This window comes from Prauserella muralis (assembly GCF_003202285.1).
Classification (GTDB): Bacteria; Actinomycetota; Actinomycetes; order Mycobacteriales; family Pseudonocardiaceae; genus Prauserella_B; species Prauserella_B muralis.
On record NZ_MASW01000003.1, the window covers coordinates 17,002 to 40,207 of the forward strand.

Genomic DNA, 23,206 nt, shown 5'->3' on the forward strand with positions numbered 1-23,206 from the left:
CGGGGTACGCGCCGCGGCGACGAGGCGCGCCATCAACTACGCTACTACGGCGATTAGTAAGTTCAGGATGATACGAAACGGCGTTGTGGAATTTTCGTGAGTGGCCTCACCGATTTTGTCATCTCCGGCCCGATCCTGCTCGCCGCCCTGGTCGCGGTGGCCGCCGGGGCGGTGTCGTTCGCCTCGCCCTGCTGTGTTCCGTTGGTGCCAGGGTACTTGGCCTATCTGGCGGGCTTGACAGGCGCGGACGCGCCCCCTGTCGATGCGGACGACGCCAGAGCGCGGGCAGAGCGGTGGCGGGTCGCCGGGGCCGCCCTGCTGTTCGTGCTCGGGTTCACCGTCGTCTTCGTTGCCGCCGTGGTCACGGTGCTGGGCGCGGCCGACTTCCTGTTGGGTAACGAGGCGCTGCTGCAGCGCATCGGCGGAGTGATCACGATTGGCATGGGCCTGGTGTTCCTCGGGCTGGTGCCGATGCTGCAGCGTGACGTGCGACTGCACCGCCTGCCGCGCGGCGGCGTCGCCAGCGCCCCGGTCATGGGTGCCGTGTACGGCCTCGGCTGGACGCCCTGCTTGGGTCCGACGTTGACCGGTGTCATCGCTCTGGCCAGCGGTACGCAGGTGGGCTCGACTACCGCCAGGGGAATCGTCCTGGTGCTGGCCTACTGTCTGGGGCTCGGACTGCCGTTCATCCTGCTCGCGGTCGGCGCGCAGTGGGCGGTTCGCACGACGGGCTGGTTGCGACGGCATAAGCGAGCGGTCCAGGTCACTGGCGGGGTCATGCTGGTGGCCGTGGGTCTGCTACTGGTGACCGGGCTGTGGGGCGAGCTGGTGGCCTCGCTGCGTGGCCCCATCGCAGGGTTCACCACACCGATCTGACGGTCACGGTTGGCCATCCCAGTGCGTCCACCGGTGATCCCAGTGCGAGCCCATGAGGATTCCGCGATTAGGGCCGGTTCTCGTGCTGGTCTCGTGCGCGCAGGCTGTCCACCTCGGCCCGCAGCCGGGCGACTTCGTTGTGCTGGTCGGGGTTCTCGGTGCTGCCGACTGCCCGGCCACGCATCATGAACCACATCATCAGGCCCATGCCGACGGGGCAGGCGAGCAATGCGAGCAGGTAGAGCGAATCCATGGGGACTCCCGGCGTGATCACGTAGTTCTGGTTGCGCGGTCAAGGGTCTTGCGCAGCTTGCGCTCGGACAGCCTCCCGTGAGCGAAAAGCCGACCCTCCAACAGGACTCCCGGGGCGAACGACACCCCGGCTCCGTCGGCCAGCCTCCGGCCTTCGGTGGTGCGCAGGTCGATCTCGGTGACGTCGAGTGGATGGTCGCGCGCGACGCGTGCGAGCACATCCTTGGCGTGCTCGCACAGGTGACAGTCGGGCTGGGTGAGCAGGGTGACAGTGGTGCTCACGGCTTGCTCAGCCCCGCGGTGAGGTCGGCCAGCAGCGCCTCGGTTGGCAGGAACATCGTGTACTTCGGGGCACCGCCGTAGTCCGCGCGCCACCGGATCGTACCGTCCGGGCCGACCAGGATGAAGCTGTGCCCGTCGCGCTCCTCGCCCATCATCCCGTACTTGTTCGCCTCGTAAGCACGGGACACGGCGAGGTCCGGGTCGGACAGCACTGGCGTGGTGATGCCCTCGTCCCGGGTCTTGCGGGCGATCAGGTCGACGGGGTCGGTCGTGATGGACACGATCGTGTCGACACCGGCGGCCTTGACCTTCTCGGCGTTGCGCTCCAGGTCGGTGATCTGGTCCCAGCACGGCTGGCACATCAGGCCTTCCTGGAAATAGACGAGGACGTTCTTGCCCCGATAATCCTCGAGGCTGATGGTTCCTCCCAAGCTCGACGCGAGCTCGAAGCCGGGAGCCCGCTCACCCGGACCGGGATTGCCGACGGCGAAGGGGTACTGGCTGCTGCCTTGCGTCGCCGAGGTCGTGCCGTCGGCGGCACTTGGCTCGGACGACGACTTGTACACGATGAACAGCGTGACCAGGCCGGCGACGACCAGGAGGACGATGGCCCCGGCCCGGATGGCGTCCCTGCGTCGAGCCGGATCAGGGCGCCGGGCGGGCCGCACCGGCGTCCGCGAGGGCGCACGCCCCCGGCCGCGTCGGGTGGCGGTGCTACGACTCATCGATGGTGACCTCCGTGGTGGGTGGCTTCGGCGACTCGGCTGGAGTGCAGCACGAGGAGGACGCGGGTTTCGGCTTCGTTCGGCGGGCGCGGCGCAGCAGCACCACGACAGCGGCGAGCAGGATCACGGCGAATGCCCATCCCGGTAGCCAGGACAGCCGGTCGGTCACCCAGGACGCGGCGTGCTGGATGTCGGCGGACAGCCGGACCTGCCAGCCGCTGGACGGCATCGCGGTGCCGGTGAAGGCGAGGACGACCGTCAGGGCGCCCATTACGATCAGCAGCCCGCCGGCCAGCGCGTAGCCGAGCGGAAGCTCGCGATGCAACGGCCCCCAGCGCAGTTGTACCCGCCGCCCGTCCAACCAGCCGCTGGGTTTCTTCGCGGCGCGGCGGTCCCACAGGAAGGCCAGCAGCATCAATGGGGCGATCATGCCGGCCACGTAGGTTCCGGCGACGGCCAGCGCGGCGGGGAACGAGGCGGTGGCGCCCCCGAGTATGACGACGCCGGCGAGCACCGGCGCGCAGCACGAGCTCGCGGCTCCGGAGAAGACCCCGAGCCCGTAGACCGAACCAACGCCCCGGCCGGCCGGGGCGCCACCTCCGGGCACCGGCAGCCGCGGCCGCCAGCCGAGGAGGACCGCGAGACCACCCAGAATCATGGCGCCACCACCGATGGTGAACACGAGGGTGTGTTGCCCGACGATCGCGGCCGCGAGCGCGCTGGCGCCCAGCCCGATCGGCACGATCACCGTGGCCACGCCCAGCGCGAACACCGCTGTCGCGGCGATCGTGCCTCCCCGGCGGCGGAACACCGAGGACAGGTATGCCGGCAGCATCACCGATACGCAGCACGGCGCGAGCAGGGCGACCACACCACCGGCGAAGGCCGCGAGCAGCGTGGTGCCCAACAGGAGTTCCCGCATCGACCGCCCGTTCCCTCATAGCTACTAAGCAACTAAGTTGTTTAGTAGCATAGGGCATAGGGTAAGCCGGGGCCACCCGGTGGGGAGGAGCTCAGCTGCGACGGATCAGGACTCGCGCCCTGGTGTTGGTCCGCCGAGAGCCTGGCGCAGTTTGGCGGCCTCCACGGGGTCCATCTCGGAGAAGAACCTGGCCAGCACGGCCGTGCGGTCGGGCGTCTCGGACAGGATGTCATCGATGAGCCGTGCGGCGTACTCCTCGCGCGACGTGAGCGGCCAGTACTCGTAGGCGCGGCCGTTCTTCTCGCGTGCGAGCCAGCCCTTGCGGTGGAGGATCTCCATCACCGTCTGCACGGTCGTATAGGCCGATGACCGGGTCGGGCGTAGTGCCTCAACGACGTCGCGGACGGGAGCCGGGCTGTCGCGTGCCCAGAGTACTTCCATGATCGCGGCCTCGAGCTCGCCGAACTGCCGTGTCGTCCGCCGATCAGCCACGAGTGCTCCGTCCTTGTGTCAGGTCGTCGCGTCGCTTGAAGTACTCATCGCAATCGATCTCGCCCGCCGCGTAGCGTCGCCGCAGTTCGAGTTCAGCGGCGTCCTCCGCCGGCGCGGACCGCGTTCGGTCCGTGAGCGCACGAACGAGCCACCCGATGCCTACCGCCAACAGAACGAGGACAGCCAGCACGACCAACACCCAGAGCAGCATCCACCAGCCCATGCCCATCATGCCGTCCACCACGCGGATCATCTCCCTTCGACTAATTCACATAGTAGTCCGGTGTCGCCAGTTGTCAGGGCTTCGCCCGCGGTCGCGTACTGGAATGTCGACATTCAGTCCACGGATGCCGCGGCAGGTACGTCGACCGCTACTACTAAGCTGCTACGTAGCCAGTGATATCGAATTCGGGAAATGGACCGACAATGCCGGAGTTCCCTGTGTCCCGCCGAAGCCTGCTCACGGCGCTCGGCGGCGCAGCGGCCGCCGTCACGGTCGGCGGGGCATGGCTCGCGCTGCGCGGTGAGAACATGCCGGAGACCGGGCGCGTGCTGGCGTCGTCGGACGCCGTGCGGCGCACCGAGCAGGCCAGACAGAGCCGCGGCACCGGCCGCGCTGTTCGGTCGGCGCTGACCGCCGAGCAGGCGGATGTCGACCTCGGTGGCTACGTGGCGCGAACCTGGGCGTACAACGGCCACGTTCCCGGCCCCGCGATCCGGTGTAGCGCGGGCGACCAACTCGAGATCGATGTCGCCAACCGGCTGCCGGAACCGACCACCGTGCATTGGCACGGCCTGCGGCTGCGCAACGACATGGACGGGGTCCCAAACCTCACCCAGGCGCCGATCCGTGCCAGAGACAGCGTGCGCTACTCCTTCGTCGCGCCCGATCCCGGCACCTACTGGCTGCATCCGCACGTCGGCTTACAGCGGGAGCGTGGTCTGTACGCCCCGCTGATCGTCGACGATCCACACGAACCCGGCGACTACGACGCCGAGTTCATCGTCGTGCTCGACGATTGGATCGACGGTGTCGCCGCGACTCCCGACGACGTACTCAGGGCCTTGCGCGCGGGTGGCATGCAGGCGCGATACCAAACACCAGTACGGGTAGGGCAGATCGCGGACGCATCTGGTTCGTGGCAGTACCACGTGCCCGCGGCACTGGCCGACCCGCCACCCGGAATCGCCCCGGTGTCGGCGGCGTCGCGGCTGGCGAGCCACGTCGAGTTCCCGTTCTATGTGCTCAACGGGCGGCTGCCGACGGCGCCGCACGTGTTCCGGGCCAAGCCAGGCCAGCGTGCTCGCATCAGGCTGATCAACGCCGCTGGGGCGACGGTGTTCCGTCTTGCGCTCGGGGACCACCGGCTGGTCGTAACGCACACCGACGGATTCCCGGTCGAACCGGTCGAAGTCGATACTCTCCAGATTGCCTCCGGCGAACGTTACGACGTGGTCGTCACCCTCGGCGAGGGAGTCTTCCCGCTCGTGGCCGTCGCCGAAGGCAAGGGCGCGCAGGCACTCGGAGTGGTCCGCACCGCGGCCGGGCCGATCCCGCCGCCCACTGCGGCGCCCGCCGGGTTGTCCGGCCGACTGCTCGCCCTCACGGACCTGCGAGCGACGCCCGCGGCGCGTATCGACGACCAGCCTCCCGACGTGAGCCACACCGTGTACCTCACCGGTGACATGACGACGTTCGAATGGCGCATCAACGCCGAGACCTTCAACCATCGGCGTCCCTTCGACGGGATCACACCGATGCCCGTCCACGAGGGCGAACGGGTCCGGCTCGTGCTGGTCAACCAGACACCCATGTATCACCCGATGCACCTGCACGGGCACACGTTCACGGTACGTGCCCCTGCTGACAACCCCGGTCGGGGCGGCACCCGCAAGGACACCGTTATGGTCGGGCCTGGCGAGCGGCTCAGCGTCGACTTCACCGCGGACAACCCCGGCCAGTGGCTCATCCATTGCCACAACGCCTACCACATGGCGACCGGCATGGCCGCCATGCTGTCCTACCTGCGACGAGACCGATGAGCGACGCTCACGGCCGTGGAGCGCTCACTGGCACATCCCGCCCATCATGTCGCTCATCGCCGTGGCGGTGGCGATGCCGGACGCGGTGAGCAGTGCCGCGCCCAGCACGACAGCCACGACGACCCAGGTAAGCATGGGCACGCGCCGATGCGCCATGGCCCTGGGCGCCGGTGGATCCAGCGCGGGGAGGTCGCGGGTCAGCTCGTTGAGCTCATTGAGGGTGCGTGCGCGGTAGGCGGACGCTGCGCGCTCGGAGAACTCGTCCAAGTTCAGTCGTCCGTCGCCGACGTGCCGGCGCAGCGTTGCCACGACGCGATCGCGGTCCGCGTCGGACGCCCGGATCCACGGCTGGTCCATGAGAACTCGCGGGATCAGCCGTCGACCGGTGGCGTCGTGGGTTTGTGGCCAGCCACCCGACCGCTGGCGAGGGCGTCCTCGGCGCGCAGCACGCGAACCTCTTCCCGGAGCTCAGCGATCTGCCGGTCGAGCTCGGGGTCTTCGCGGGACACGCGGCAATGGCCCTGACCTCGTAACGTCGGCCGGATGCAGAAGAGGTACGCGAAAGCCATCGCGGCGACAACAACGAGGCCGGTCAACCAGAGAGGCATCAGGACTCACTCCGGGTGCGGTCGGCGGCACGCTCTGCTTTGAGCTGGTCGATCTCGGCACGCAGCAGGGCGATCTGCTGCTCCTTGTCCGAGCCCTGGTCGCAGCCCTGACGGTGACCACGCGCCATCATCCACATCATGACGCCCATTCCGACCGGGCAGGCCAGCACAGCGAGGCCCAGCAGCAGCGTCTCCATGGCTCCTCCTACGGCGACGTGGCGCTCAACGCCAAACCTTCCTACTATCTCTATTCGTAGATAGTAGCACTGCTGGACCGCGGACCGCTGTCAGCGGATGCTGGCGCTACGAACCACGGTTGGAGGCTTGTCATGTCGAGGAAGCGTGTTTTCCGGCGTGACGTCGTAGGAGCGGTGTTCGGGGCCGCCGGTCTGGTCGTGGCTGGCTGTGGAGGGCCCGATGGCGCGGACGATGCGACGACACCGCCCGCCGGGGAGCAGCCGGCTGGGAAACGGGTGATGGTCTCGCTGACGGACTTCCGGATCGAACTGTCCCAAGAAACTTTCACGCCCGGGACGTACACGTTCGTCGTGACCAACGACGGGAAGGCGCCGCACGCGCTGGACATCGAAGGCCCAGGCGTTGAGGAGAAACGCACCGAGACGCTCGACGCGGGCCAGTCGGCGAACCTCACCGCCACGCTGGGCGCCGAGACCTACGACTTCTACTGCCCCGTCAGCAACCACCGGGAAATCGGCATGGAGACCAAAGTCGCTGTGGGCGGTAAGGAAGCCCCGACCACCGGCGGCGGAAACAACGGCTACTAGCGGACCCCGGCCTGGCTGCGTGGGCAAGTACAGCCGGGCCAATCTGCGGCACCGCAGGCCCAACACGTTCGGCGCCCCGCGGGCACAGGTCGGAGGCGCAGCAGGCCCCGGTCTCAGCTCGCCGGCCTCCGCGCAGTCCAACAGCACCTTCAGTGTGCCGGTTCGACCTGCTGTCCACCGTGGTCGCCCATGGGCTGTCGCGGCTGATCGTCGCGGAGGCAAAGCCTGATTCACTGGCTCACGCCGGAGTCACGCGGGAATAATCTACTATGAGTCATAGTAGGATTGCTCATGCTCGTCCGACGGGGAAGGACTGCGACCGTGGGGAAGAAGCCACGCAAGAAGGCGGCTGGCAACCGATCGGCGCGCAAGATGTCTGCGCCCCGCGCTGGCCGGCAGCAGAACAGCACTGATGTGCCGCCGGCGCTCGCGCGCCGAACAGCTCCCGCCGCCTCCGCCAGCACGGCTCCGGGTGGTCTCTCCACCCTTCCCCGGACCGCACCTGCCCCTCAGGGGACGGCCAAGTCGGCGGGAAACCGTGCGGCGAGTCTGCGGGTGGACGAGGAGCAGCGGGCGGCCAAGGGCTGCCTGCCTGCCGCGCTCACCGACGTCGAACCGCAGGGGCTCGCGGCGACGTACTCGTTCGACGTGCCGGAATCCGGAGAGCCGTACTCGGTGGCGATCCGGTTCGCCGGAGCCCGCGTCGGTGTGCAAGGAAAGCCGGGCGCTCGCGACCGTTTCGAGCGCATCGAGAAGGTCGACGGGCTCGAACCGAGCAGCGGCCGGGTCGCGATCACTACCCGCGCGCAGAACATCAACGCGGGCGAGTGGAGGGTGGCCGCAGAGCCCGTCGAGGGAACGGGCGTGCCGGCGGGGAAGCGTTTGCCTCGACGGGTGATCGCCACGACGACGACCTTCGGCCAGCTGGCGCACGGACCCGGGGTGCGGCTCGTGGCATGGCCCGTGCTGGTCGGGTTGGGGGCGGTCGTCGCCGTTGTGCTCCAAGCGCTGCTGGCCGGCCGCGCGGGTATCAATATCGGGGCCGTGCTCGCGGTGTCGCTGATCGGCTGTCTGCTGGGATTCGTGGGCGGGAAGGTCTACTACCTCGTCTTGCACCACAAGCATCCCCGGCAGTTCCTCACCGCCGGCGCCTGCATTCAAGGCTTCCTCCTGGTTGCCCTCGGGGTGGTCGCGGCCGGCGCGGCGGTGCTGCGGATACCGATTGGAGTGCTGCTGGACGCCACGGCGCCGGGGGTGTTCCTCGGCATGGCGGTCGGCCGCCCTGGATGCTGGCTGACTGGCTGCTGTGCGGGCCGCCCGACCAGTTCACGGTGGGGCCTGTGGTCCTCGGACCGGCGACTGGCCACCCGTCGGTTCCCGGTGCAACTGGTCGAAGCCGCAGTGGCGTTGATAATCGGCGTGCTCTCGCTGATCGTCGTGCTCACGGTTGAGCCGCCGATCCCGGGAGCGATCTTCGTCGGCGCGACCGCGGCCTACACTTTCGGCAGGCAACTGCTGTTCCCGCTGCGCACGGAGTCACGCACGCGGATCGGACGGCTGGTCACCATGGCGATCTGCGGGCTCGTGCTCGTTGCCGCGGTGGGCGCGCCGGTCTTCGCGTGACGCCGGAGCGCCTCACTGCCCGCGTGCGGCGTCTTGCTGTGCCTTCGCGAGGCCGAGCAGCCGTACGACCGGCACGAGCTCCCGGATCTCACGCCGGCAGCGGGCACATCTACGTGAGTGCTTGGCGAACTCCGCACGCTCTCGCTCGTCGAGTGTGCCAAGCACATAGCTGGCGGCGGTGATCGTGTAGGGACACTCGGTGGTTGTACGCCCGCGCATGGCCCGCTCCCTTACGACCATGACAGAATAACCTACTATGCGTCTACGTAGATAGTATCGATGCCGGGCACTCAGATCGAGACGCCGTTGGCGCGCAGCCAGACCAGCGGATCGATCTTGTAGCCATTCTTGTGAACCTCTAAATGGAGATGCGGGCCGGTGGACTGGCCGCGGTTGCCGATCGTGGCGATCTGCTCACCGGCGGCGACGCGCTGGCCGACATAGACCAGGGTTTCGTTGATGTGACCGTACACCGTGATGATCCCGTTGTCGTGGCGCACGCGAACCCACAACCCGAACCCGCTCGCGGGACCGGACGAGATGACCACTCCGTCCAGCACGGACACGATCGGCGTACCGAGGCTGTTGGCGATATCGAGTCCGTAGTGGATGCTTCCCCAGCGTGGCCCGTAGGTGGAGGTGATCACTCCCGTCGTCGGAGCCACCACTCCGCTGGAGCCGGGGCGTGCCGGGTGATCGTGAGGCGCTGGGCGCGGAGCCGGTGGGTTAGCTGTCGGCGGCCGGTTTCGCGCCGCCGCGGCGGCTTCCTCGGCCGCCCGCCGGCTCGACTGCCAATCGGCGTACTCCTGCCGCTGGCCCTGGAGCTCGGCGAAGGTGCGCTGCGCTTGCGCGAGCCGCGCCTCGAGGGACTTCTTACGGTTCAGAAGCTTGGCGGTGCGCCGCTGGGCGGCCGTCTCGTTGGCCGCCGCGGCCTCGTACGCGTGCGTCGCGGCAATCTTGGCCTCTTCGGCCGCCTCCGCCCTCGCCGTAGCCTCCTGTGTTGCTGCCCGGGCGGCGGCATCGGCGTTGGCCTTGGTGGACATGGCTTGCCGCACAGAGTCGAGCGCGTTCAGCCGTGAGCTGCCGACCGCGTTGAGCATTGACGCGCGGGCCAGCAGATCTCGCGGACTGTCAGAGCCCAGGTAGGCACTGAGCGAGCCGATGGCGCTGCCCTGCCGAAAGCTGGCGGCGGCAAACTGGTCGAGCTGCCGCCGCGCCCGCTGGAGCTGCGTGATCGCTGCGTCGACCTCCGCGTGAGCGTTGTCGGCGGCTACCTGGGCGGCTTGAGCCGCGGCGCGGGTGGAGTGCACTCGCTGTTGGGCGGCGGTGACCTCGTCATAGCTGGCCGCTAGCTCGAGCTGGGCGGCGGTCAGTGCCGCGCTCGCTTCGGCGACCTGGTTGGCAAGACTGCCCACTCGCTCAGCGATACCGGTCGCCTCGTCACTGCTCGCCTGGAGTTCCTCGTCGCTGGGATTCGGCGGGGGAGGCGGCACGGCCACGGCGTCGGGGACCGTCGCCAGGGTGAATGCGGCGACGAAGGCCACGACGGCGCCGCGAGCCGTGAGGCCGCGCCCGATCATGTCGTCTCCCATCGACAGAACTATGCAACATAGTACTCACATGGATACTGCGGCAACATCGCTCTCTTTCGCAACACGAATCACTCGAATCGCATCGAGGGACCGCCGACCGCGGGGGCGAGCGGCTATGCTCGTCGGCGTGCGATTCGGCGGGATTCGACTGTCCACCGTGGCCGCCGCGGCGCTGATCGGCGTTGCCGGGTGCGGCTCGTCAGGAGTGGATACCGAGCCTCCGCCGACGTCAGCACCTGCGTCGAGCAGGTTGCTGGGGCCCGGCGAGTTCGCCGAGGCGGTCGCCGACCCCGTACGGACCACCATCAACGTCCACGTCCCCTTCGAAGGGGCATTGCCCGGCACTGACGTGATAATTCCGTTCGACCAAATCGAACGCCAGGCCTCCGAGCTACCGTCCGATCGCACGACACCGATCGCGGTCTACTGCCTGAGCGGCCGGATGAGCGCCGAGGCGGTGCAGACCCTGGAGAACCTCGGCTACACCGACATCGCCGATCTGAAGGGCGGCATGCGAGCGTGGCAGGCCAGCGGCCGCGCGCTCGCGCAGCCCTCGGCCGACCGTTGATGATTCCTCACGTGAACTCAGGCTGGTGTCGCACGAGCGGGTCGGCTACGATCCGCGCTAGTAGCGGTTGATCGCGTTCCCCCGCACGTCACCGCTGCTCGTGCGAGGCCGTCCGCTGAGGTTCCCTTCCCCTGCACTGGCCCGCGCCTTGCCGCCGGGCGGAGCCTGACCCCCAGGAGCTCCGCCCGGCGGCGATGCACACCGTGGCACATCATCCGTAACCCCCGTCACCCATAAGCGTTAACGACTTATCAGAGCCGGAGAACGCCGGCGGACGGGACCAGGGAGGTTGCCGTGGGCGGGATGATGTCGCCACACCGAGCCGCCACCGCATCCCGTGAATCCGGCCGATGGTGCCGGCGCGTCGCTCCGTTGGCGGCGGGTGCGACCGCTTCGAGTTGACCGTCGATGTGGACTCCGCGCGCTGGGACGCCAACCGGGGAGGCGTAGAGATCAGCATCTCCTGGCCGGACGCGTCAAATGACTTCGACTTGCACGTCTTTCGAACAGGACCGTGGCGAGCAGGTCGGACAGTCGATCGGCGACAATCCCTCCTCGGGAGTACCCGAGGAGCGGGTCGTCATCAGCGCGGCCAGCGGCGTGTACGACGTGCTCGTCAACCCCTACAGCGCGACCGACTCCGCCTACGACGGCCGAGCGGCCCTGCACAGCTTCAAGAAGACCGGCAAGCCGGGTGGCCCCGGCGGCGAAGTGCCGGACGAGCCGCTGTTCGATATCGGCTGCGAGCGGGGACTGGCCGGGCCGTTCCCGTGTCAGAACGTGGACCTGGCCGCGTACCTGCCGCTCTCGGCGATCGGCGACGCAGGCGCAGGAAACGACAGCTGGGGCTGGACCGACCCGCAAACCGGCCGGGAGTACGCCCTGATGGGCACCACCAGCGGCACCGCCTTCGTCGACGTCACCGAGCCGACAAAACCTGCCTATCTCGGGATGCTGCCCTCACACCAACCGGTGGAGACCCTGTTCGCCTCCTGGCGCGACGTCAAGGTCTACCGCGACCACGCCTACGTAGTCAGTGAGGAACCGTTGTACGGTATGCAGGTGTTCGACCTCACGCGGTTGCGCGGTGTCAGCCAGCCGCGCACCTGGACCGAGGACGCCCACTACCCGTTGTTCGGGGGCGCGCACAACGTCGCCATCAACGAAGACACCGGGTTCGCCTACGCGGTGGGCACCGCCATCTGCGAGGGCGGTCCGCACATGGTGGACATCCGGGACCCGCGCAACCCCGCCTTCACCGGGTGCGTGGACGAGGACGGCTACACCCACGACACCCAGGCCGTGGTGTACGACGGGTCGGACACCCGCTTCTCCGGTCGGGAGATCCTGTTCAACTCCAATGAGGACACGCTGACCATCGTCGATGTCACCGACAAGGCCAATCCGGTGCAGCTGTCCCGCACCACCTACGGGGCGGCCTCCTACACGCACCAAGGCTCGTTGACCGAAGACGGCCGGTACTTTCTGCTGAACGACGAGCTCGACGAGCAGACGTTCGGTTTCAACACCTCGACCTACATGTCGACGTCTCCAGCCTGACGGACCCGGCGCTGCGTGGCACCCACGTGGCGGACACCCCGGCGATCGACCACAGCCTCTACGTCAAGGGTTCGAAAGTCTACGAAGCCAACTACCGGGCCGGCCTGTGGATCCTGGACACCGCGCCCATCAACTCCGGCAAACTACACGAGGTCGGCTTCTTCGACGTCTACCCGGCCGATGACGCCGCCGAGTTCAACGGTGCGTGGAGCAACTACCCGTTCTTCGCATCGGGAACGGTGGTCGTGTCCGGCATCGAACAGGGCTTGTTCGTCCTGCGACCCAGCGGCGCGGCCTACGACTGACGCTTATCGCGGTCAGCCGACGATGCGCCGGGCGCCGATGAGATGCCCATCGCCCTCCATCGACCGCACGTCGACGAGCTGTCCCTCGGTCGGCGCGTCGACCATCTTGCCCTCGCCGACGTACATGCCGACGTGGTGGATGTTGCTGGGGTTGCCGGTGCCGTCGTCGTAGAACAGCAGGTCACCGGGGAGCAGCGCGTCGAGGGATACCGGTTTGCCCGCGCCCCATTGCTGGCGGCTGGTGCGGGGGATGGTGACGCCCGCCTGCGCGTAGGACCACGAGGTGAGCCCCGAGCAGTCGAACTCGCTCGGCCCGGTGGCGCCCCACTCGTACTCGGAACCCCGCCGGGACAGCGCGGCCTGGAGTGCGTCGTTGGCCGCGCCAGGAGGACCGAGGTAGCTCCCGGTGTCCTGAACCGTCTGGAGTTCGGCCTGCTCGGCAGAGCTAAGGTCGTCGAGCGCCGCCCGGACCTGCGCGATCTGCTCGTCGAGCTTGGCCTTGCGGTCCTCGAGGGTGCTCACCGCGCGTTCGGCTTCGGCTTCGGCCTTCCCCGCTCGTTGCTGCGCTTGCGCGGCGCTGGCACGGGCGGCGTTCGCTCGGTCCCTGATGCCGCTGAGCCGGTTCAGGGTCGCGGCGTTGTTGCTCGCGAGCACGCCCAGCGCCGACATCTGGTCCAGGAACTCCTGGCTGGAGTCGCTGGTGAGTATGGCGGACCATCGGGCGATGCGGCCGTTGCGGAAGCTGGCGGCAGCGAGGGTGTCGACTTCGTCCCGGAACGCCACCTCCGCGCGCTGTGCCTGCTGCAGTGCCTGGTTCGCCCTGGCGAGCGCGGCGTCGGCCTTGTCCAGCTCCTGCTGTCGGCGTGCGAGCTCGTCCTCGGCCTGGGACAGGTCTTCCTCGGCATCCGCCGCTTGTGCACCGAGCTCTTGATAGCGCTCCATGGCATCCGACGTGTCGTCTTGCGGCTGAGCACTGGCGGGAACCGGGGTCAGCGCAATCGTCAGTGCCACTAGGGCGACGGCGGTCTTGCTGGTGGCGAAACGACGTGGGTGCGCGGTCACGAGTGCTGGATCTCCTGGTGGTGTCGGCATTCCTCGCAGGACCGCCCCGCCGGTCCGCGGTCACAGTAGAGTAACGCCGCCGATCTTGTCCACTAGGGGTCCTAGTACTAGAGGCGATCAGAGAGTCAGCTCACGGTTACTGGGCGAGGTTCCAGCCGGTCGGAGCGGTTGAGCACATGCACGCCGACCGCACACATCCCCCCGATCCCGACGAGCACGGCCCAGGGCACCCACGTCACGCCGTTACCTCGCGCAAGATCCAGAGCCGCACCGGTAGCGAGGTTACCCACCGCGATGCCAACACCACAGATGGTGTTGTAAAGGCCGTAGTGGGTCGCGACGAAGCGGTCTCCGGCCAGCGTGACGATGGTGTCCATCTCGAACGGGAACACCACCACCGTGCCCAGCGTGAGCAGCGTGACGGACGCGGCCAGCGGCAGGAACGTCCAGGCCTGCCCCGATGGGCTGGCAGCCGTCACCAGCGGCGCGGTGAAGGCCAGGCCCATCAGCGCGAGCCCGGCGGTGAGGCAGCGGCCGTGGTCCCACCGGCGGCGGCACCAGGCGGTGATTCGCAGCTGTCCGACGATGGCAAGTATCCCGGATATTCCGAACAGGACGCCGACCTCGATGGTGCCCACGGTTTCCGAGGCGGCAAGCCTCCGCGTTTCCAGCGGCAGCGCCAGGTACACCTGAAACGACAGCACGTACGAGCCGATCATGGTGGCGGAGAACGCCAGGAACCGGCGGTTGGCCAGCGCCACGCGCCACCCGGTAAGCAGCGAATCGTGTGCCTCGCGCGAGCGGCGCTCCGGCAGCGACCGGATCTGCAAGATGGTCAGAACCAGGAACACGGCCGCGGCGACCAGGCAGGTGAGCTGGAAGGCGACGCCGGTCAGCGCGAGTCCGATCAGGGGGCCCAGGAGGATGCCCGACTGGTAGAAGACGTTGAACAGGGCGAAGGCCTCGACCCGGCGGTCGCCGGCGTCGGCGGCGACATAGGCCCGCACCGCCGGATTGAACAGGGCCCCGGCGAAGCCCGTGGCCACCGATGCCACGAGCAGGCCGGGGACGGAGTCGACGAGACCGAGCATCGCGAAGCCCCCGGTGCGCAGGGCGCAGCCGGCGACGATGAGCGGCTTGTAGCCGAAGCGGTCGGCCAGGCTGCCACCGAGCAGGAACATGCCCTGCTGCGAGAAGTTGCGGGCGCCGAGGATCAGCCCCACGAGCCAGCCGGCGAGGCCAAGGCCGAGCGAGAGGTGCGCGGCCAGGTAGGGCATCAGCATGTAGAAGCCGATGTTGATGGTGAACTGGTTGAGGGCCAGCAACTGCACCGGGCGGTCGAACGAACGGAACTGGCGCAGGACGTCGGTCATCGGTGGGCTCCGGCGTGGGCGGCGAGCGGGTTGACGACGGTCGTGCAGCGGGTCCAGCGTCGGACTTCCCGCTCACCCGGATCCGCGATGGTGTCCGGTTCGTCCGGGGGAGGCGCGTCCAGGAGCCCGTGTTCGGCGCAGAAGGTGTCGTTGTAGACGGTGTCGAAATAGCGCTGCGGGCCGTCGGGGAAGATCGCGGCGATCCGAACGTCGCTGGGCTGGGTACGTGCTAGCCAGCCCGCGACGAGGGCAACGGCACCGACGCTCCAGCCGCCGGTCGCGTACTGGGCGGCAGCCAACCGGCGGCAGGTTATGACGGACTCGGCGGGGCTGACCCAGTGCACCTCGTCGAACGCGGGGTAGTCGACGTTGCTTGGGTAGATGCTCGATCCGAGGCCGCGCATCAGCCGGGTGCGTGTGGGCTGGCCGAAGATGGTCGAACCGACGGTGTCGACGCCGACGAGCCGCAGGTGCGGATTGACCCGGCGCAACTCGCGTGCCACGCCGGCCGAGTGCCCGCCCGTTCCCACCGAGCAGACCAGTACGTCTATCTGGTCGAGCTGGGCGATGAGCTCGGTGGCCAGGGATGCGTAGGCGGCGACGTTGTCCGGGTTGTGGTACTGGTCCGGGCAGAACGATCCCGGGTTCTCGGTGAGCAATTGCGCGACGCGGTCGCGGCGTGCTTGTTGCCACCCACCGGTCGGGTGCGGTCGGTCCACGATGTCGACTCGGGTGCCGTAGGCGAGCAGGAGCCGGTGCACGATGGGCTCCATGCCGGGGTCGCCGACGAGCGCGACGGGATGTCCGTACACGATTCCGGCAAGGGCCAACCCGAGGCCGAGCGTGCCGCTGGTCGATTCGACGATCAGCCCGCCGGGGCGTAGCTCGCCGCGCTCGCGTGCGCGAGCGACCATGTGCAGGGCAGGGCGGTCTTTCATTCCGCCGGGGTTCTGGCCTTCGAGCTTGGCCCAGAAGCCCCTGCCGTCCTGGGTGAACGGCTGATCGATCCACACCACCGGCGTATTGCCGACGGTTTCCGCGCGACGGGCGCGCGTCTGGGCAGGACGAAGTAGGACAGGCGAACGCATGAGGTTCCATTTCTGTGGAGTGCTGAGTTGAGCTGGAGAGAGGCAGGGCGGGGCCCTGCGATCAGCTCCTCAACACGCACAGAGCGTGCAGCACATCGCGCCCCGAACAGTGCCCGGGAGCGCGCGATCGGATTCCCCGGCGCGGTGTTCGCCAGATTCCGCCAGCCGTGCCGAGCCCGCCGAGCAGCACCAGCGGCAGTGCGGCGGACGCAAGGTAGGCACCGTCGTGTGAGCGCGACGGGGCGAGATATTGAGGATGTTCTGATGGCTGCGGCTCTGTCTCGTGGCTGCAGTCGTCCGTCTGCTGCTCGTGGTGGTCGTGCGTAGCGGCAACAGCATGCGCTGGAACGACATGCTCGTGATCACCGATGCACGGCAACGCATGGAGCGCCAGGAACGCGATGAGCATACCGACCGCCAGCCCTAGATGGGCACACACGCGTGCACGCTTCGCGTTTTGCTGACATCTCACAGTTACTACAACGTACCGGCGACTGCGTCGGTTCAAGGGAGCCAGGCACGCTGTTCACCCGGTCGTGGGTTAGGCTCACCCTGTGTGGTGATGTAGCCGTTTTTCCTTGGAGGTAACGGTTTTTCCAGTTAGCTAGTCTACTAACCTGGATCGTAAGATCATCCATTAGGAGTGTGCGCTGAGCATGCTGCGGAGATGACGGGCCTGACGGAGACGAATCATCGGGAACGCTGATTGTCAGCGCTCGAAAGCCCCGCCGACGAGCCCCATGCCATCTCGCCTACTGCCCGTCCGACACCATGAGCGTTCTCGCGGGGGCCGCGGAGAGGGCGCATAGTCGTCGCCTCGGCAGCGCCCCGGCTGGGGACGGGGCGAGTGGTGGGCTACTCGATTCGGGTCAATCGTCGTTCAGTAGCGCGGCCAGTTCACTGCGGCCGGTGACGCCGAGTTTGTTCTCGACGCGGTAGAGGTGACCTGTACCGGACCACTCGAAACCGGGTGGGAGATTACTCGGCATCCGCGGCTTGATCGAGGCGGAGATTGCACTCCGGTCAGAGGGGTAGTCGCCACTGGTATGGGCTTCGTGGGTCGTCGCGCCAGATGATGTGTTCCTCTGGCGTTACCGTGAGTCCGAATCGCTTGAGGTTTCCTGGCGTGGTTTCGCACTGCGGTAGCTGCGGATCGAGGAACCATGGTGGCGGATGCTTCGACTCAATCGTCTGTGTTGTCCCGGATAGTTTGGCCTGGTCGGCTTGGTGGAAAGGCTGGGTGGCGGGGGTGAGGGCGGGTGCGAAGTGGCCTTGTGCGGTGTCGCCCTTACAGTGGAGCACCACGAGATGGCCGGGGCTGCCCAGCGGGGCGAACTCGGTGATTAGTATGCCTTCGAGCGGCAGGATCCAATTGCGGGGGATGGCTGGCACGGCGAAGTGGGAGAGGAGTCGGTCCGCGTCACCGTGGATGGTGTCGAGGGAGTCGACGAGTTCGGCCAGGATAGGGGCGTAGCCTGCGAGGTCGAGGCGTTGCCGCGCGGTCTCGACGCGACGTGCGTCGATGTCGACGGTGTGGACGTGGGAGCAGCCGACCCGTTCGTGGAGCAGCGCGGTGCCGTAGCCGGTGCCGGCGCCCACTTCGATGACGCTGTGGTCGTCGTGGATGTGCAGGTGTTCCAGTATGCCGAGCATGCGGTGGGGGTGTTCGTCGCCGATGATCGGGACCTGTTGGCCGTCGCTTTCGGTGAGGTCGGTGACGTGGTCGGTGTCGGAGTAGACCAACGCGAGCCACTGGTCCATGTCGTCGCCGGGCCTGGTGGGCTCGGTCCAGGTTCCGTCGGGGCGTGGGGCGAGTATGCGGGGAATGAAGTGGTGGCGTGGTGTGTATTCCACGACCTCCCACCAGGCGGGTGTGTGTAGGGCGCCGGATCGGCGGAGGCGGCGGGCGAGCCTGCGCGCGGCGGGTCTGCCTGCGTGGCCGGCGGTATCTCGGCCTGTCGCGGTTGTGCGGGGGCGGGTGGTGAGCCACGTTGACAGCAGGGCGTCGAGTTCTTCGGCGCTCTGCTCGTCGAGGGTGAGGTTCAGGGAGGTGGCGGGGGTGGCGCCGAGGGAGATGCGTACGCCGTGCTGGACGCTGGCGATGTCGATCTGGCAGTAGCGGTGGTCGACGTGGACATCAACGTCGACTGTCATGCCGTCCGGGAACGCGTCCACCATGGGACCTCCTGAGTGACGCTGGGTCCAGTTGATGCCTGGGCCCGCAGCAGGTGCGGGTCGGTGGCCTGCCTTGTCTGTGCCAGCCGCGCTGCACTCGACATCGACGCGATGAGCACATGAGCCCGTTCAGCCGTTGGTTTGACCGGTTCTCCCCATGGTGATGAGGCGAGTCAGTGTTGTCGCGACTTGTTCTGCCTCGTTCAGGGTCAGCGCGAACTCCCCGTTGCGGCAGAGATGTTCTTCCAGGTGCAGGCGCGGGGAATTCTCCCGGTATCCCTGGTCCATGCGCAGCTCGAGGCAGTGCGGTATGTGGTCGAACGTGTTGTCGCCGTTGATGACTTTATCCGCGGGCATGGTGGATAATTCCACGTGCCCGACGAGATCGCTTTGGTGTCGACGGTCTTCGATGGGCTCCCAGTCGTGGTGGAGCCGGTCGCACCATGCCGGGCATGGCTCAGTCAACCAAAAAGGACGTTCGTCCTCATGCTGTTCGTCGTCGGCTGATCCCGTCGTGGTCATCCGTGTGCTCCTCAGATGTCTAAGTCTGGTTGCGTTTCTTATTCGTTCGGTGTCCCGTCAGCCGGGGAGTCCGTTATCGGCCGGCGTGGCGTCGGCCTGTTTGCTCCGCGGTCATTGCCGCCCGCCATTGTGTTCGGATGCGCAACATTGCTTGGTCTTGTTCTCGACCGGCGCTCTTGTTCGGCACGCTGCCTGACTCTGGACTTTGAGTTGTGACGTGCACGTCCTCGTCGCCGGTGGCGACTGGCGAGGTCGTGACACGTTCGGGAGATCTGTGGTTGGCGCGAACAGGCCGAAGGTGGCGGAGGAGGTGTGGCGGCCGCAGAGATGGGCGACGTGCCAGGCCACGTGACTGACGCTGTCGGGCTCGGTGGGACGTCGTTCCCTGCCCACGAGGATGTAGCCGTCGGCGCTGTCGGCCACGACCTCAGGTATGCCTCCGAGAACGGCGAAGCCGAACACGATGACGTCCGCGCGCAAATCCTCGTCGAGGTTGTCGGCGAGCATGATTATTTGGCCGCTTTCGAGGTCTTTCTCGATGGTCAACACGGCCGCGCAGCCGCTGTCCTTCACCGACGGATGCTCGATGATGGCGATGCCGATTTCGGCGGCCACCCTGTGGAGACGGCCCGTGACTATCGCTGCGGGGACGGGCGCGTCGGGGTCACTGCTCGGGGACCAACGTGACGATGGCGGCTGGCAACGTCCACAGATCGGGCAGGTGCTTGACTGAGGGTCGTAGGTTAGTCGTTGCGCCATATGCGGTAGCTCGCTATTTCTTGTGATCGTAGCGGGTTGAACTTGGGAGCCGGGGAGGCGTTGATCCTCGTTGAACCCTCACGATGGCCTCGCATCGAGGTGCTTGAGCGCTTCGGTGCGGGATAGCGGTGAGAGGGCGGGATGGTTCTCGACGAACGACCTCACCCAGCCCGGCTCAATAGCTGCGTGTTTCTGAAGCGCCCAGCCGATTCCCTTGCGCAGGAACAAGTCGGAGTCATCGATGTTGGCCCGGATGCAGTACGCCAGCAAGCCACGGTCGGTGTCCGTTTTGGATCCGATCTGGCAGATGACCGCCGTTCGCCGCTTCCACCGGTCGGCGTCATATGCCCACGCGCGCATGACTGGTTCGACCCTGACGGGATCGTCTCGGAAGATGGGGCCGACGCGGTGGATGGCGATCTCGTCGACGAAGTCCCACCATGCTCCGGTGACGATCAGTTCCTCGTACAACGGCAACAGCTCCGCCGACTGCCAGCCCGCGTAGGCACCGTAGCCGGTGAGGTCGATCGCCAGGTACCGTTCCTCACGGTAGGTGGCGTCGCGCCACAGCTCACGCACCGCGGCCAGCCACTCGTCCCTGTCGGCGAGTAGGTGCTCGCCGAACACTTCGCGTGCGAGTCGTGCTCTCGCGGGCTTCTGCACGCCGCGAAACGGCATGTCGGATTCCATGTACCGCTGCATGTCCAGCGCTTTGGCCGGATCAGCCAGGTCCGCGAGCCCGACATATACGGCTCGCGCCAACGGAGATGGCATGGCACAGCTCCTCTGTCTTGGTCTGGGTTTCATGTCGCATTGGCGGGACCTGCTCCGCCGTGCCCCTCGAACGGCGGAGCCGACTCACGATCGCCCCTGGTTTTCGGGGCGCGGTGTCTCGGTCACGCCGTGATCGGGTCCCGTCGCCGTGTGTGCGATAGTCGTGTTCACCGTTGCTCCTCTTTTCCTCGCTGGTTCACGGTGTCGGTTTCGCGCTGATCGCTGAGGCGGAAGAGGTCAGTGATGATGAGCAGCAGCACCCGTGCGGCGAAGTCGAGTCGCGCGTGGTGGTAGGGGCGTTCGGCGCTCCGAAGCCGTTGCAAGGTGCCGATGCCCAGGTCACATCGTTGTGCGATCCAGGAGTCCTGGCAGGCTTCGCGGGCCGCTTTGATCGCGGCTGCTCGGTTCGACCAATCTCCGCTGGTGTCGCACGCCATTGCGGCATCGTGCATCCACTCGGGGCTCACCAGGGAGCCCAGCACTTCCCGCGCGGCCTGCCGATCGGCCTCGGGGTTGTCTAGTGCCTGCCACAGGAGCCACCAGTCCGCCATGCTCAGGGGCGAGTCGTCGCTGTCGCGGCTGAACGGACTGGTCACCGTGCTGCCCCCGACAGAGTTGCCGCACGGCGCAGCGTGGGCCGAGCGGTGGGGACCGTGTCTCCCGTGGCCGCGAGCCGATGGATGCTGCTCGTGTCGGCGCCGTGGCGATACCAGCCTGCCGGGGCCGCTCCGACCGGGCGCGGGGGGTCGATCGTGTCGCCGCGCCCGCGCCCTGGGCAGTGGTCGAGCGTTCGTGCTCGATGCGTGCGATGAGGTCCGCAACACCGACCCGGTCGGGGTTCCGTGGTTGTCGTCGGCAGCCAGCCCAGGCCAGCAGAATCCCATAGAACGCTGGCGGACTCAGTACCAGCGCGCCGTACCAGACGAGTGCTGTCATGGTGTCTCGACTCAGCAGCGCAGCGGCGCGTGGTTCGCTTGTTGCTCACAGGGCCACCAGTGCGCGGGCGTGAATTTGGAGTGCTGCGGCGAGCATCTCGGCGTCGGCGGGTCGCCAGCGGCTCTCCTCGGGGGTGACCCACCACGTCGTCCGCAGGCTGTGCTCGAGTTGCGACGGTGGAGCCACGATCACCTCACCGTCGGGCACAAACCTCGCCGTGCGCGAGTCGCACCGGGTCACGACCAACCGGGCATCGTGCGGCTGCATCAGGAAGTAGGCGCGCCGTTCGTCTGGCCGATAGAGCACGGGCCCTGGGTGTTCCCGAAAGAGCAATGTCTGTAGCACGTCGACCGCGATCGTGCGCGGAAGGGACAGCGCGGAGAACGCGGTTCCCGCGCGCAGTAACGCCGACGGTCGGAGCGCGTAGTCGGCGTGCCACCAACGCAGGACCTGTGTGACATTCGTGGTCGCCGCGCCCAGCCCCAGATACGGTTCGATAGTGCTGGTTTTCCGGCGCGTGCCTGGGACAACCCATTTGCGGCCGTCCCACACCGAGCCCGGCAACACGGGCCAGCCATGTCGAGCGTAGGACACCACCTCGCGTTCCTCCACCGAGCACCCGTCATCGTCTTCATATGCGTCATCCACGACGGTCATTACGACTCCTTTGTGCGTACGGGAGAGATCGATGGTTGATCGAATGGGTGGTTGACGACCCTGTCCAGCTCGCCTTCGCTTGCCGGTGGAAGTCCGGTAGCCGCGGGGAGAGCGCGGTAACAGACGGGCGGCCTCAGGAGGAAGCGCCTGGCGCCGGAGCCCAACGTCGAACGCCCCAGTCTTGGGGCGTGGAAGCGAGCGACTCGTACCGTGCGGCGAAGCCTGATCGGAGTACTGGCCGCGCACGCAGCTTTGAAAGGTGGACCGTTCATGCCAGGCACAGTAAGCAGCCCACGCCAGGGCCTCCAGAAATATTCGCGAATCTTCTTAAGAGGGATTAGGGTCTCGCGTGTGGGGAAACTACGAGCCAGTCTCTGGCTCGTGTGGAGCCAGATTGTCGATCACGCGGGTGATGATCGAGCGGGTCCGCCTGCCGTAGGTGGCCACCGTCGCGAGCGCTTCGAACACCTTGCCATACAGCTCGATCTCCTGGGATTGCGCCAGATTGAGTTCGGCTGAGTACGTTTCGATCGTTATGCACTCGCGATCCCGGATCCAGAAGGCGTGCCAAGGGCCGATGATGTACTCCGTGTCATCGCTGATGATGCCGAACTTGACGTTCGGTAGGGCGGAGAGCGACATCAGGCGGTCGAGCTGCGCCACCAGCACGTCGCGGGAGCACCGACGGCAGGGCAACGCCGCCTCGGTCAACACGAAATGGAAGCGCTTCTCGCAGTGGTAGAGGAGCTCCTGTCGCTGCATCCGGGCGTGTACTGCTTGGTCACGGTCATTGAGTGCCCCGAAGAGCGCAACCCCTTCTGCAACGTGTGCCCGGGCGTAGTTCGCCGTTTGTGACAGCCCGGGGATGGTGCTGGGCTCGAACACTTGAAACAAGCGGGTCTTGGCGTCCAACTCGCCGAGCTTGATCTGGTGCGGGCCGCAGGCCAGGTTTCAGCTGCGTTTGCCACTCGGCGTGCTGCTCTTCGAGGTTGTGGAGTGCGGTCAGGAACGCTTCCGCTTCCTGTTCCGCGCCGCACGCACGCGCCCAACCACGGACATCGTGCTCGGTCGGGATCTGGCGGCCAGTTTCGAGCTTGGAAACCTTGGACGGCGGCCATCCCAGTGCGTCCGCCAGCTGCACGCCGGTAAGGCCCGCTTGCTTGCACAGTCCACGAAGGCGCTCCCTGAGCGCAGCCTTCGTGTCCTGTTTGGCTGCTGCACCCGATG

Annotated in this window: 26 protein-coding genes and 2 pseudogenes; 7 read left to right on the forward strand and 21 right to left on the reverse strand. The window is 67.2% G+C overall.

Translation table 11 applies throughout. From position 1 onward, the window contains the following. Window positions 1-96: 96 nt before the first annotated feature. Window positions 97-876, forward strand: coding sequence for a cytochrome c biogenesis CcdA family protein (locus tag BAY60_RS19610; RefSeq protein ID WP_112282515.1), 780 nt, complete (start codon window positions 97-99; stop codon window positions 874-876). Window positions 877-943: 67 nt separating this feature from the next. Here BAY60_RS19610 and BAY60_RS19615 read toward each other — a convergent pair whose 3' ends face one another. The 6 genes from BAY60_RS19615 to BAY60_RS19640 all read right to left on the reverse strand — a co-directional run bounded on the left by BAY60_RS19615 (window position 944) and on the right by BAY60_RS19640 (window position 3,802). Then, the gene (locus BAY60_RS19615) at window positions 944-1,129 is read right to left on the reverse strand and encodes a hypothetical protein (protein WP_112282516.1); all 186 of its coding nucleotides are present in this window, start codon (window positions 1,127-1,129) and stop codon (window positions 944-946) included. Window positions 1,130-1,146: 17 nt separating this feature from the next. Next, a complete protein-coding gene (locus BAY60_RS19620) occupies window positions 1,147-1,410 on the reverse strand; it encodes a glutaredoxin family protein (RefSeq protein WP_112282517.1) in 264 nt (87 codons plus the stop codon). Next, window positions 1,407-2,135: a peroxiredoxin family protein gene (locus tag BAY60_RS19625; protein WP_112282518.1), complete on the reverse strand. Its 729-nt coding sequence runs from the start codon at window positions 2,133-2,135 to the stop codon at window positions 1,407-1,409. Before BAY60_RS19625 ends, BAY60_RS19620 begins: the two co-directional genes overlap by 4 nt. Continuing rightward, entirely contained in the window at window positions 2,125-3,057 is a 933-nt protein-coding gene (locus BAY60_RS19630) for a cytochrome c biogenesis CcdA family protein (protein ID WP_112282519.1), read from the reverse strand. Before BAY60_RS19630 ends, BAY60_RS19625 begins: the two co-directional genes overlap by 11 nt. A gap of 105 nt (window positions 3,058-3,162) precedes the next feature. Then, entirely contained in the window at window positions 3,163-3,549 is a 387-nt protein-coding gene (locus BAY60_RS19635) for a BlaI/MecI/CopY family transcriptional regulator (RefSeq protein ID WP_245992686.1), read from the reverse strand. Further along, window positions 3,542-3,802 carry an SHOCT domain-containing protein gene (locus BAY60_RS19640; RefSeq protein ID WP_245992687.1) on the reverse strand — a complete coding sequence of 87 codons (261 nt, stop codon included), beginning with the start codon at window positions 3,800-3,802 and terminating at the stop codon, window positions 3,542-3,544. Before BAY60_RS19640 ends, BAY60_RS19635 begins: the two co-directional genes overlap by 8 nt. 173 nt (window positions 3,803-3,975) lie before the next feature. Between BAY60_RS19640 and BAY60_RS19645 the strand changes: the two genes are divergently transcribed. Beyond that, the gene (locus BAY60_RS19645; RefSeq protein WP_112282520.1) at window positions 3,976-5,592 is read left to right on the forward strand and encodes a multicopper oxidase family protein; all 1,617 of its coding nucleotides are present in this window, start codon (window positions 3,976-3,978) and stop codon (window positions 5,590-5,592) included. 24 nt (window positions 5,593-5,616) lie between these two features. Here the strand turns inward: BAY60_RS19645 and BAY60_RS19650 are convergent, their stop codons facing one another. From BAY60_RS19650 to BAY60_RS19660, 3 genes are read right to left on the reverse strand one after another with little or no spacing between them, the layout of a single operon-like run. Then, a complete protein-coding gene (locus BAY60_RS19650) occupies window positions 5,617-5,949 on the reverse strand; it encodes a DUF1707 SHOCT-like domain-containing protein (protein ID WP_112282521.1) in 333 nt (110 codons plus the stop codon). 14 nt (window positions 5,950-5,963) lie between these two features. After that, entirely contained in the window at window positions 5,964-6,200 is a 237-nt protein-coding gene (locus BAY60_RS19655) for a hypothetical protein (protein WP_112282522.1), read from the reverse strand. Continuing rightward, window positions 6,200-6,397, reverse strand: a complete 198-nt coding sequence (locus BAY60_RS19660) for a hypothetical protein (protein WP_112282523.1) — start codon at window positions 6,395-6,397, stop codon at window positions 6,200-6,202. The genes BAY60_RS19655 and BAY60_RS19660 overlap by 1 nt, the downstream gene beginning before the upstream one ends. 174 nt (window positions 6,398-6,571) lie before the next feature. Here BAY60_RS19660 and BAY60_RS19665 point away from each other — a divergent pair, with 174 nt between their 5' ends. Both BAY60_RS19665 and BAY60_RS19670 read left to right on the forward strand, forming a co-directional pair. Further along, on the forward strand, window positions 6,572-6,985 hold the full coding sequence (locus BAY60_RS19665) for a plastocyanin/azurin family copper-binding protein (RefSeq protein WP_211330400.1): 414 nt from the start codon (window positions 6,572-6,574) through the stop codon (window positions 6,983-6,985). A gap of 291 nt (window positions 6,986-7,276) precedes the next feature. After that, complete coding sequence (locus BAY60_RS19670) at window positions 7,277-8,608, forward strand: prolipoprotein diacylglyceryl transferase family protein (RefSeq protein ID WP_211330401.1); 1,332 nt, start codon at window positions 7,277-7,279, stop codon at window positions 8,606-8,608. Between the two features lie 290 nt (window positions 8,609-8,898). On the opposite strand, the gene BAY60_RS19680 is transcribed toward BAY60_RS19670, so the two are convergent. Then, complete coding sequence (locus BAY60_RS19680) at window positions 8,899-10,200, reverse strand: M23 family metallopeptidase (RefSeq protein ID WP_112282526.1); 1,302 nt, start codon at window positions 10,198-10,200, stop codon at window positions 8,899-8,901. Window positions 10,201-10,315: 115 nt separating this feature from the next. Here BAY60_RS19680 and BAY60_RS19685 point away from each other — a divergent pair, with 115 nt between their 5' ends. Next, entirely contained in the window at window positions 10,316-10,768 is a 453-nt protein-coding gene (locus tag BAY60_RS19685; RefSeq protein WP_112282527.1) for a rhodanese-like domain-containing protein, read from the forward strand. A gap of 480 nt (window positions 10,769-11,248) precedes the next feature. After that, window positions 11,249-12,633, forward strand: a pseudogene (locus BAY60_RS19690) (choice-of-anchor B family protein). A 12-nt stretch (window positions 12,634-12,645) separates the two neighbouring features. Here BAY60_RS19690 and BAY60_RS19695 read toward each other — a convergent pair. The 3 genes from BAY60_RS19695 to BAY60_RS19705 form a co-directional block, all read right to left on the reverse strand. Then, a complete protein-coding gene (locus tag BAY60_RS19695; RefSeq protein WP_245992689.1) occupies window positions 12,646-13,575 on the reverse strand; it encodes a C40 family peptidase in 930 nt (309 codons plus the stop codon). A 245-nt stretch (window positions 13,576-13,820) separates the two neighbouring features. Continuing rightward, on the reverse strand, window positions 13,821-15,068 hold the full coding sequence (locus tag BAY60_RS19700) for an MDR family MFS transporter (RefSeq protein ID WP_112282529.1): 1,248 nt from the start codon (window positions 15,066-15,068) through the stop codon (window positions 13,821-13,823). Beyond that, the gene (locus BAY60_RS19705; RefSeq protein WP_112282530.1) at window positions 15,065-16,156 is read right to left on the reverse strand and encodes a PLP-dependent cysteine synthase family protein; all 1,092 of its coding nucleotides are present in this window, start codon (window positions 16,154-16,156) and stop codon (window positions 15,065-15,067) included. The genes BAY60_RS19700 and BAY60_RS19705 overlap by 4 nt, the downstream gene beginning before the upstream one ends. A 283-nt stretch (window positions 16,157-16,439) precedes the next feature. Here BAY60_RS19705 and BAY60_RS37215 point away from each other — a divergent pair, with 283 nt between their 5' ends. Continuing rightward, a complete protein-coding gene (locus tag BAY60_RS37215; protein WP_170160475.1) occupies window positions 16,440-16,583 on the forward strand; it encodes a hypothetical protein in 144 nt (47 codons plus the stop codon). 596 nt (window positions 16,584-17,179) lie between these two features. On the opposite strand, the gene BAY60_RS19710 is transcribed toward BAY60_RS37215, so the two are convergent. The 8 genes and pseudogenes from BAY60_RS19710 to BAY60_RS37970 all read right to left on the reverse strand — a co-directional run. Next, a complete protein-coding gene (locus BAY60_RS19710; RefSeq protein WP_112282531.1) occupies window positions 17,180-18,334 on the reverse strand; it encodes a methyltransferase domain-containing protein in 1,155 nt (384 codons plus the stop codon). A gap of 126 nt (window positions 18,335-18,460) precedes the next feature. Continuing rightward, on the reverse strand, window positions 18,461-18,853 hold the full coding sequence (locus BAY60_RS19715; RefSeq protein WP_112282532.1) for a DUF6907 domain-containing protein: 393 nt from the start codon (window positions 18,851-18,853) through the stop codon (window positions 18,461-18,463). 111 nt (window positions 18,854-18,964) lie between these two features. Continuing rightward, window positions 18,965-19,468 (reverse strand): hypothetical protein, encoded by a 504-nt coding sequence (locus BAY60_RS36815; RefSeq protein WP_146771045.1) that lies wholly within the window; start codon window positions 19,466-19,468, stop codon window positions 18,965-18,967. A 222-nt stretch (window positions 19,469-19,690) separates the two neighbouring features. Next, window positions 19,691-20,386, reverse strand: a complete 696-nt coding sequence (locus tag BAY60_RS19725) for a DNA alkylation repair protein (RefSeq protein WP_112282534.1) — start codon at window positions 20,384-20,386, stop codon at window positions 19,691-19,693. A 167-nt stretch (window positions 20,387-20,553) separates the two neighbouring features. After that, window positions 20,554-20,982 carry a hypothetical protein gene (locus BAY60_RS19730; RefSeq protein WP_112282535.1) on the reverse strand — a complete coding sequence of 143 codons (429 nt, stop codon included), beginning with the start codon at window positions 20,980-20,982 and terminating at the stop codon, window positions 20,554-20,556. A 385-nt stretch (window positions 20,983-21,367) separates the two neighbouring features. Next, the gene (locus BAY60_RS19735; protein WP_112282536.1) at window positions 21,368-21,979 is read right to left on the reverse strand and encodes a bifunctional DNA primase/polymerase; all 612 of its coding nucleotides are present in this window, start codon (window positions 21,977-21,979) and stop codon (window positions 21,368-21,370) included. A 360-nt stretch (window positions 21,980-22,339) separates the two neighbouring features. Then, window positions 22,340-22,891, reverse strand: a complete 552-nt coding sequence (locus BAY60_RS37965) for a DUF5753 domain-containing protein (protein ID WP_245992690.1) — start codon at window positions 22,889-22,891, stop codon at window positions 22,340-22,342. Between the two features lie 163 nt (window positions 22,892-23,054). Continuing rightward, window positions 23,055-23,120 (reverse strand): annotated as a pseudogene (locus BAY60_RS37970) (hypothetical protein); the annotation flags it as partial. Window positions 23,121-23,206: the final 86 nt, after the last annotated feature.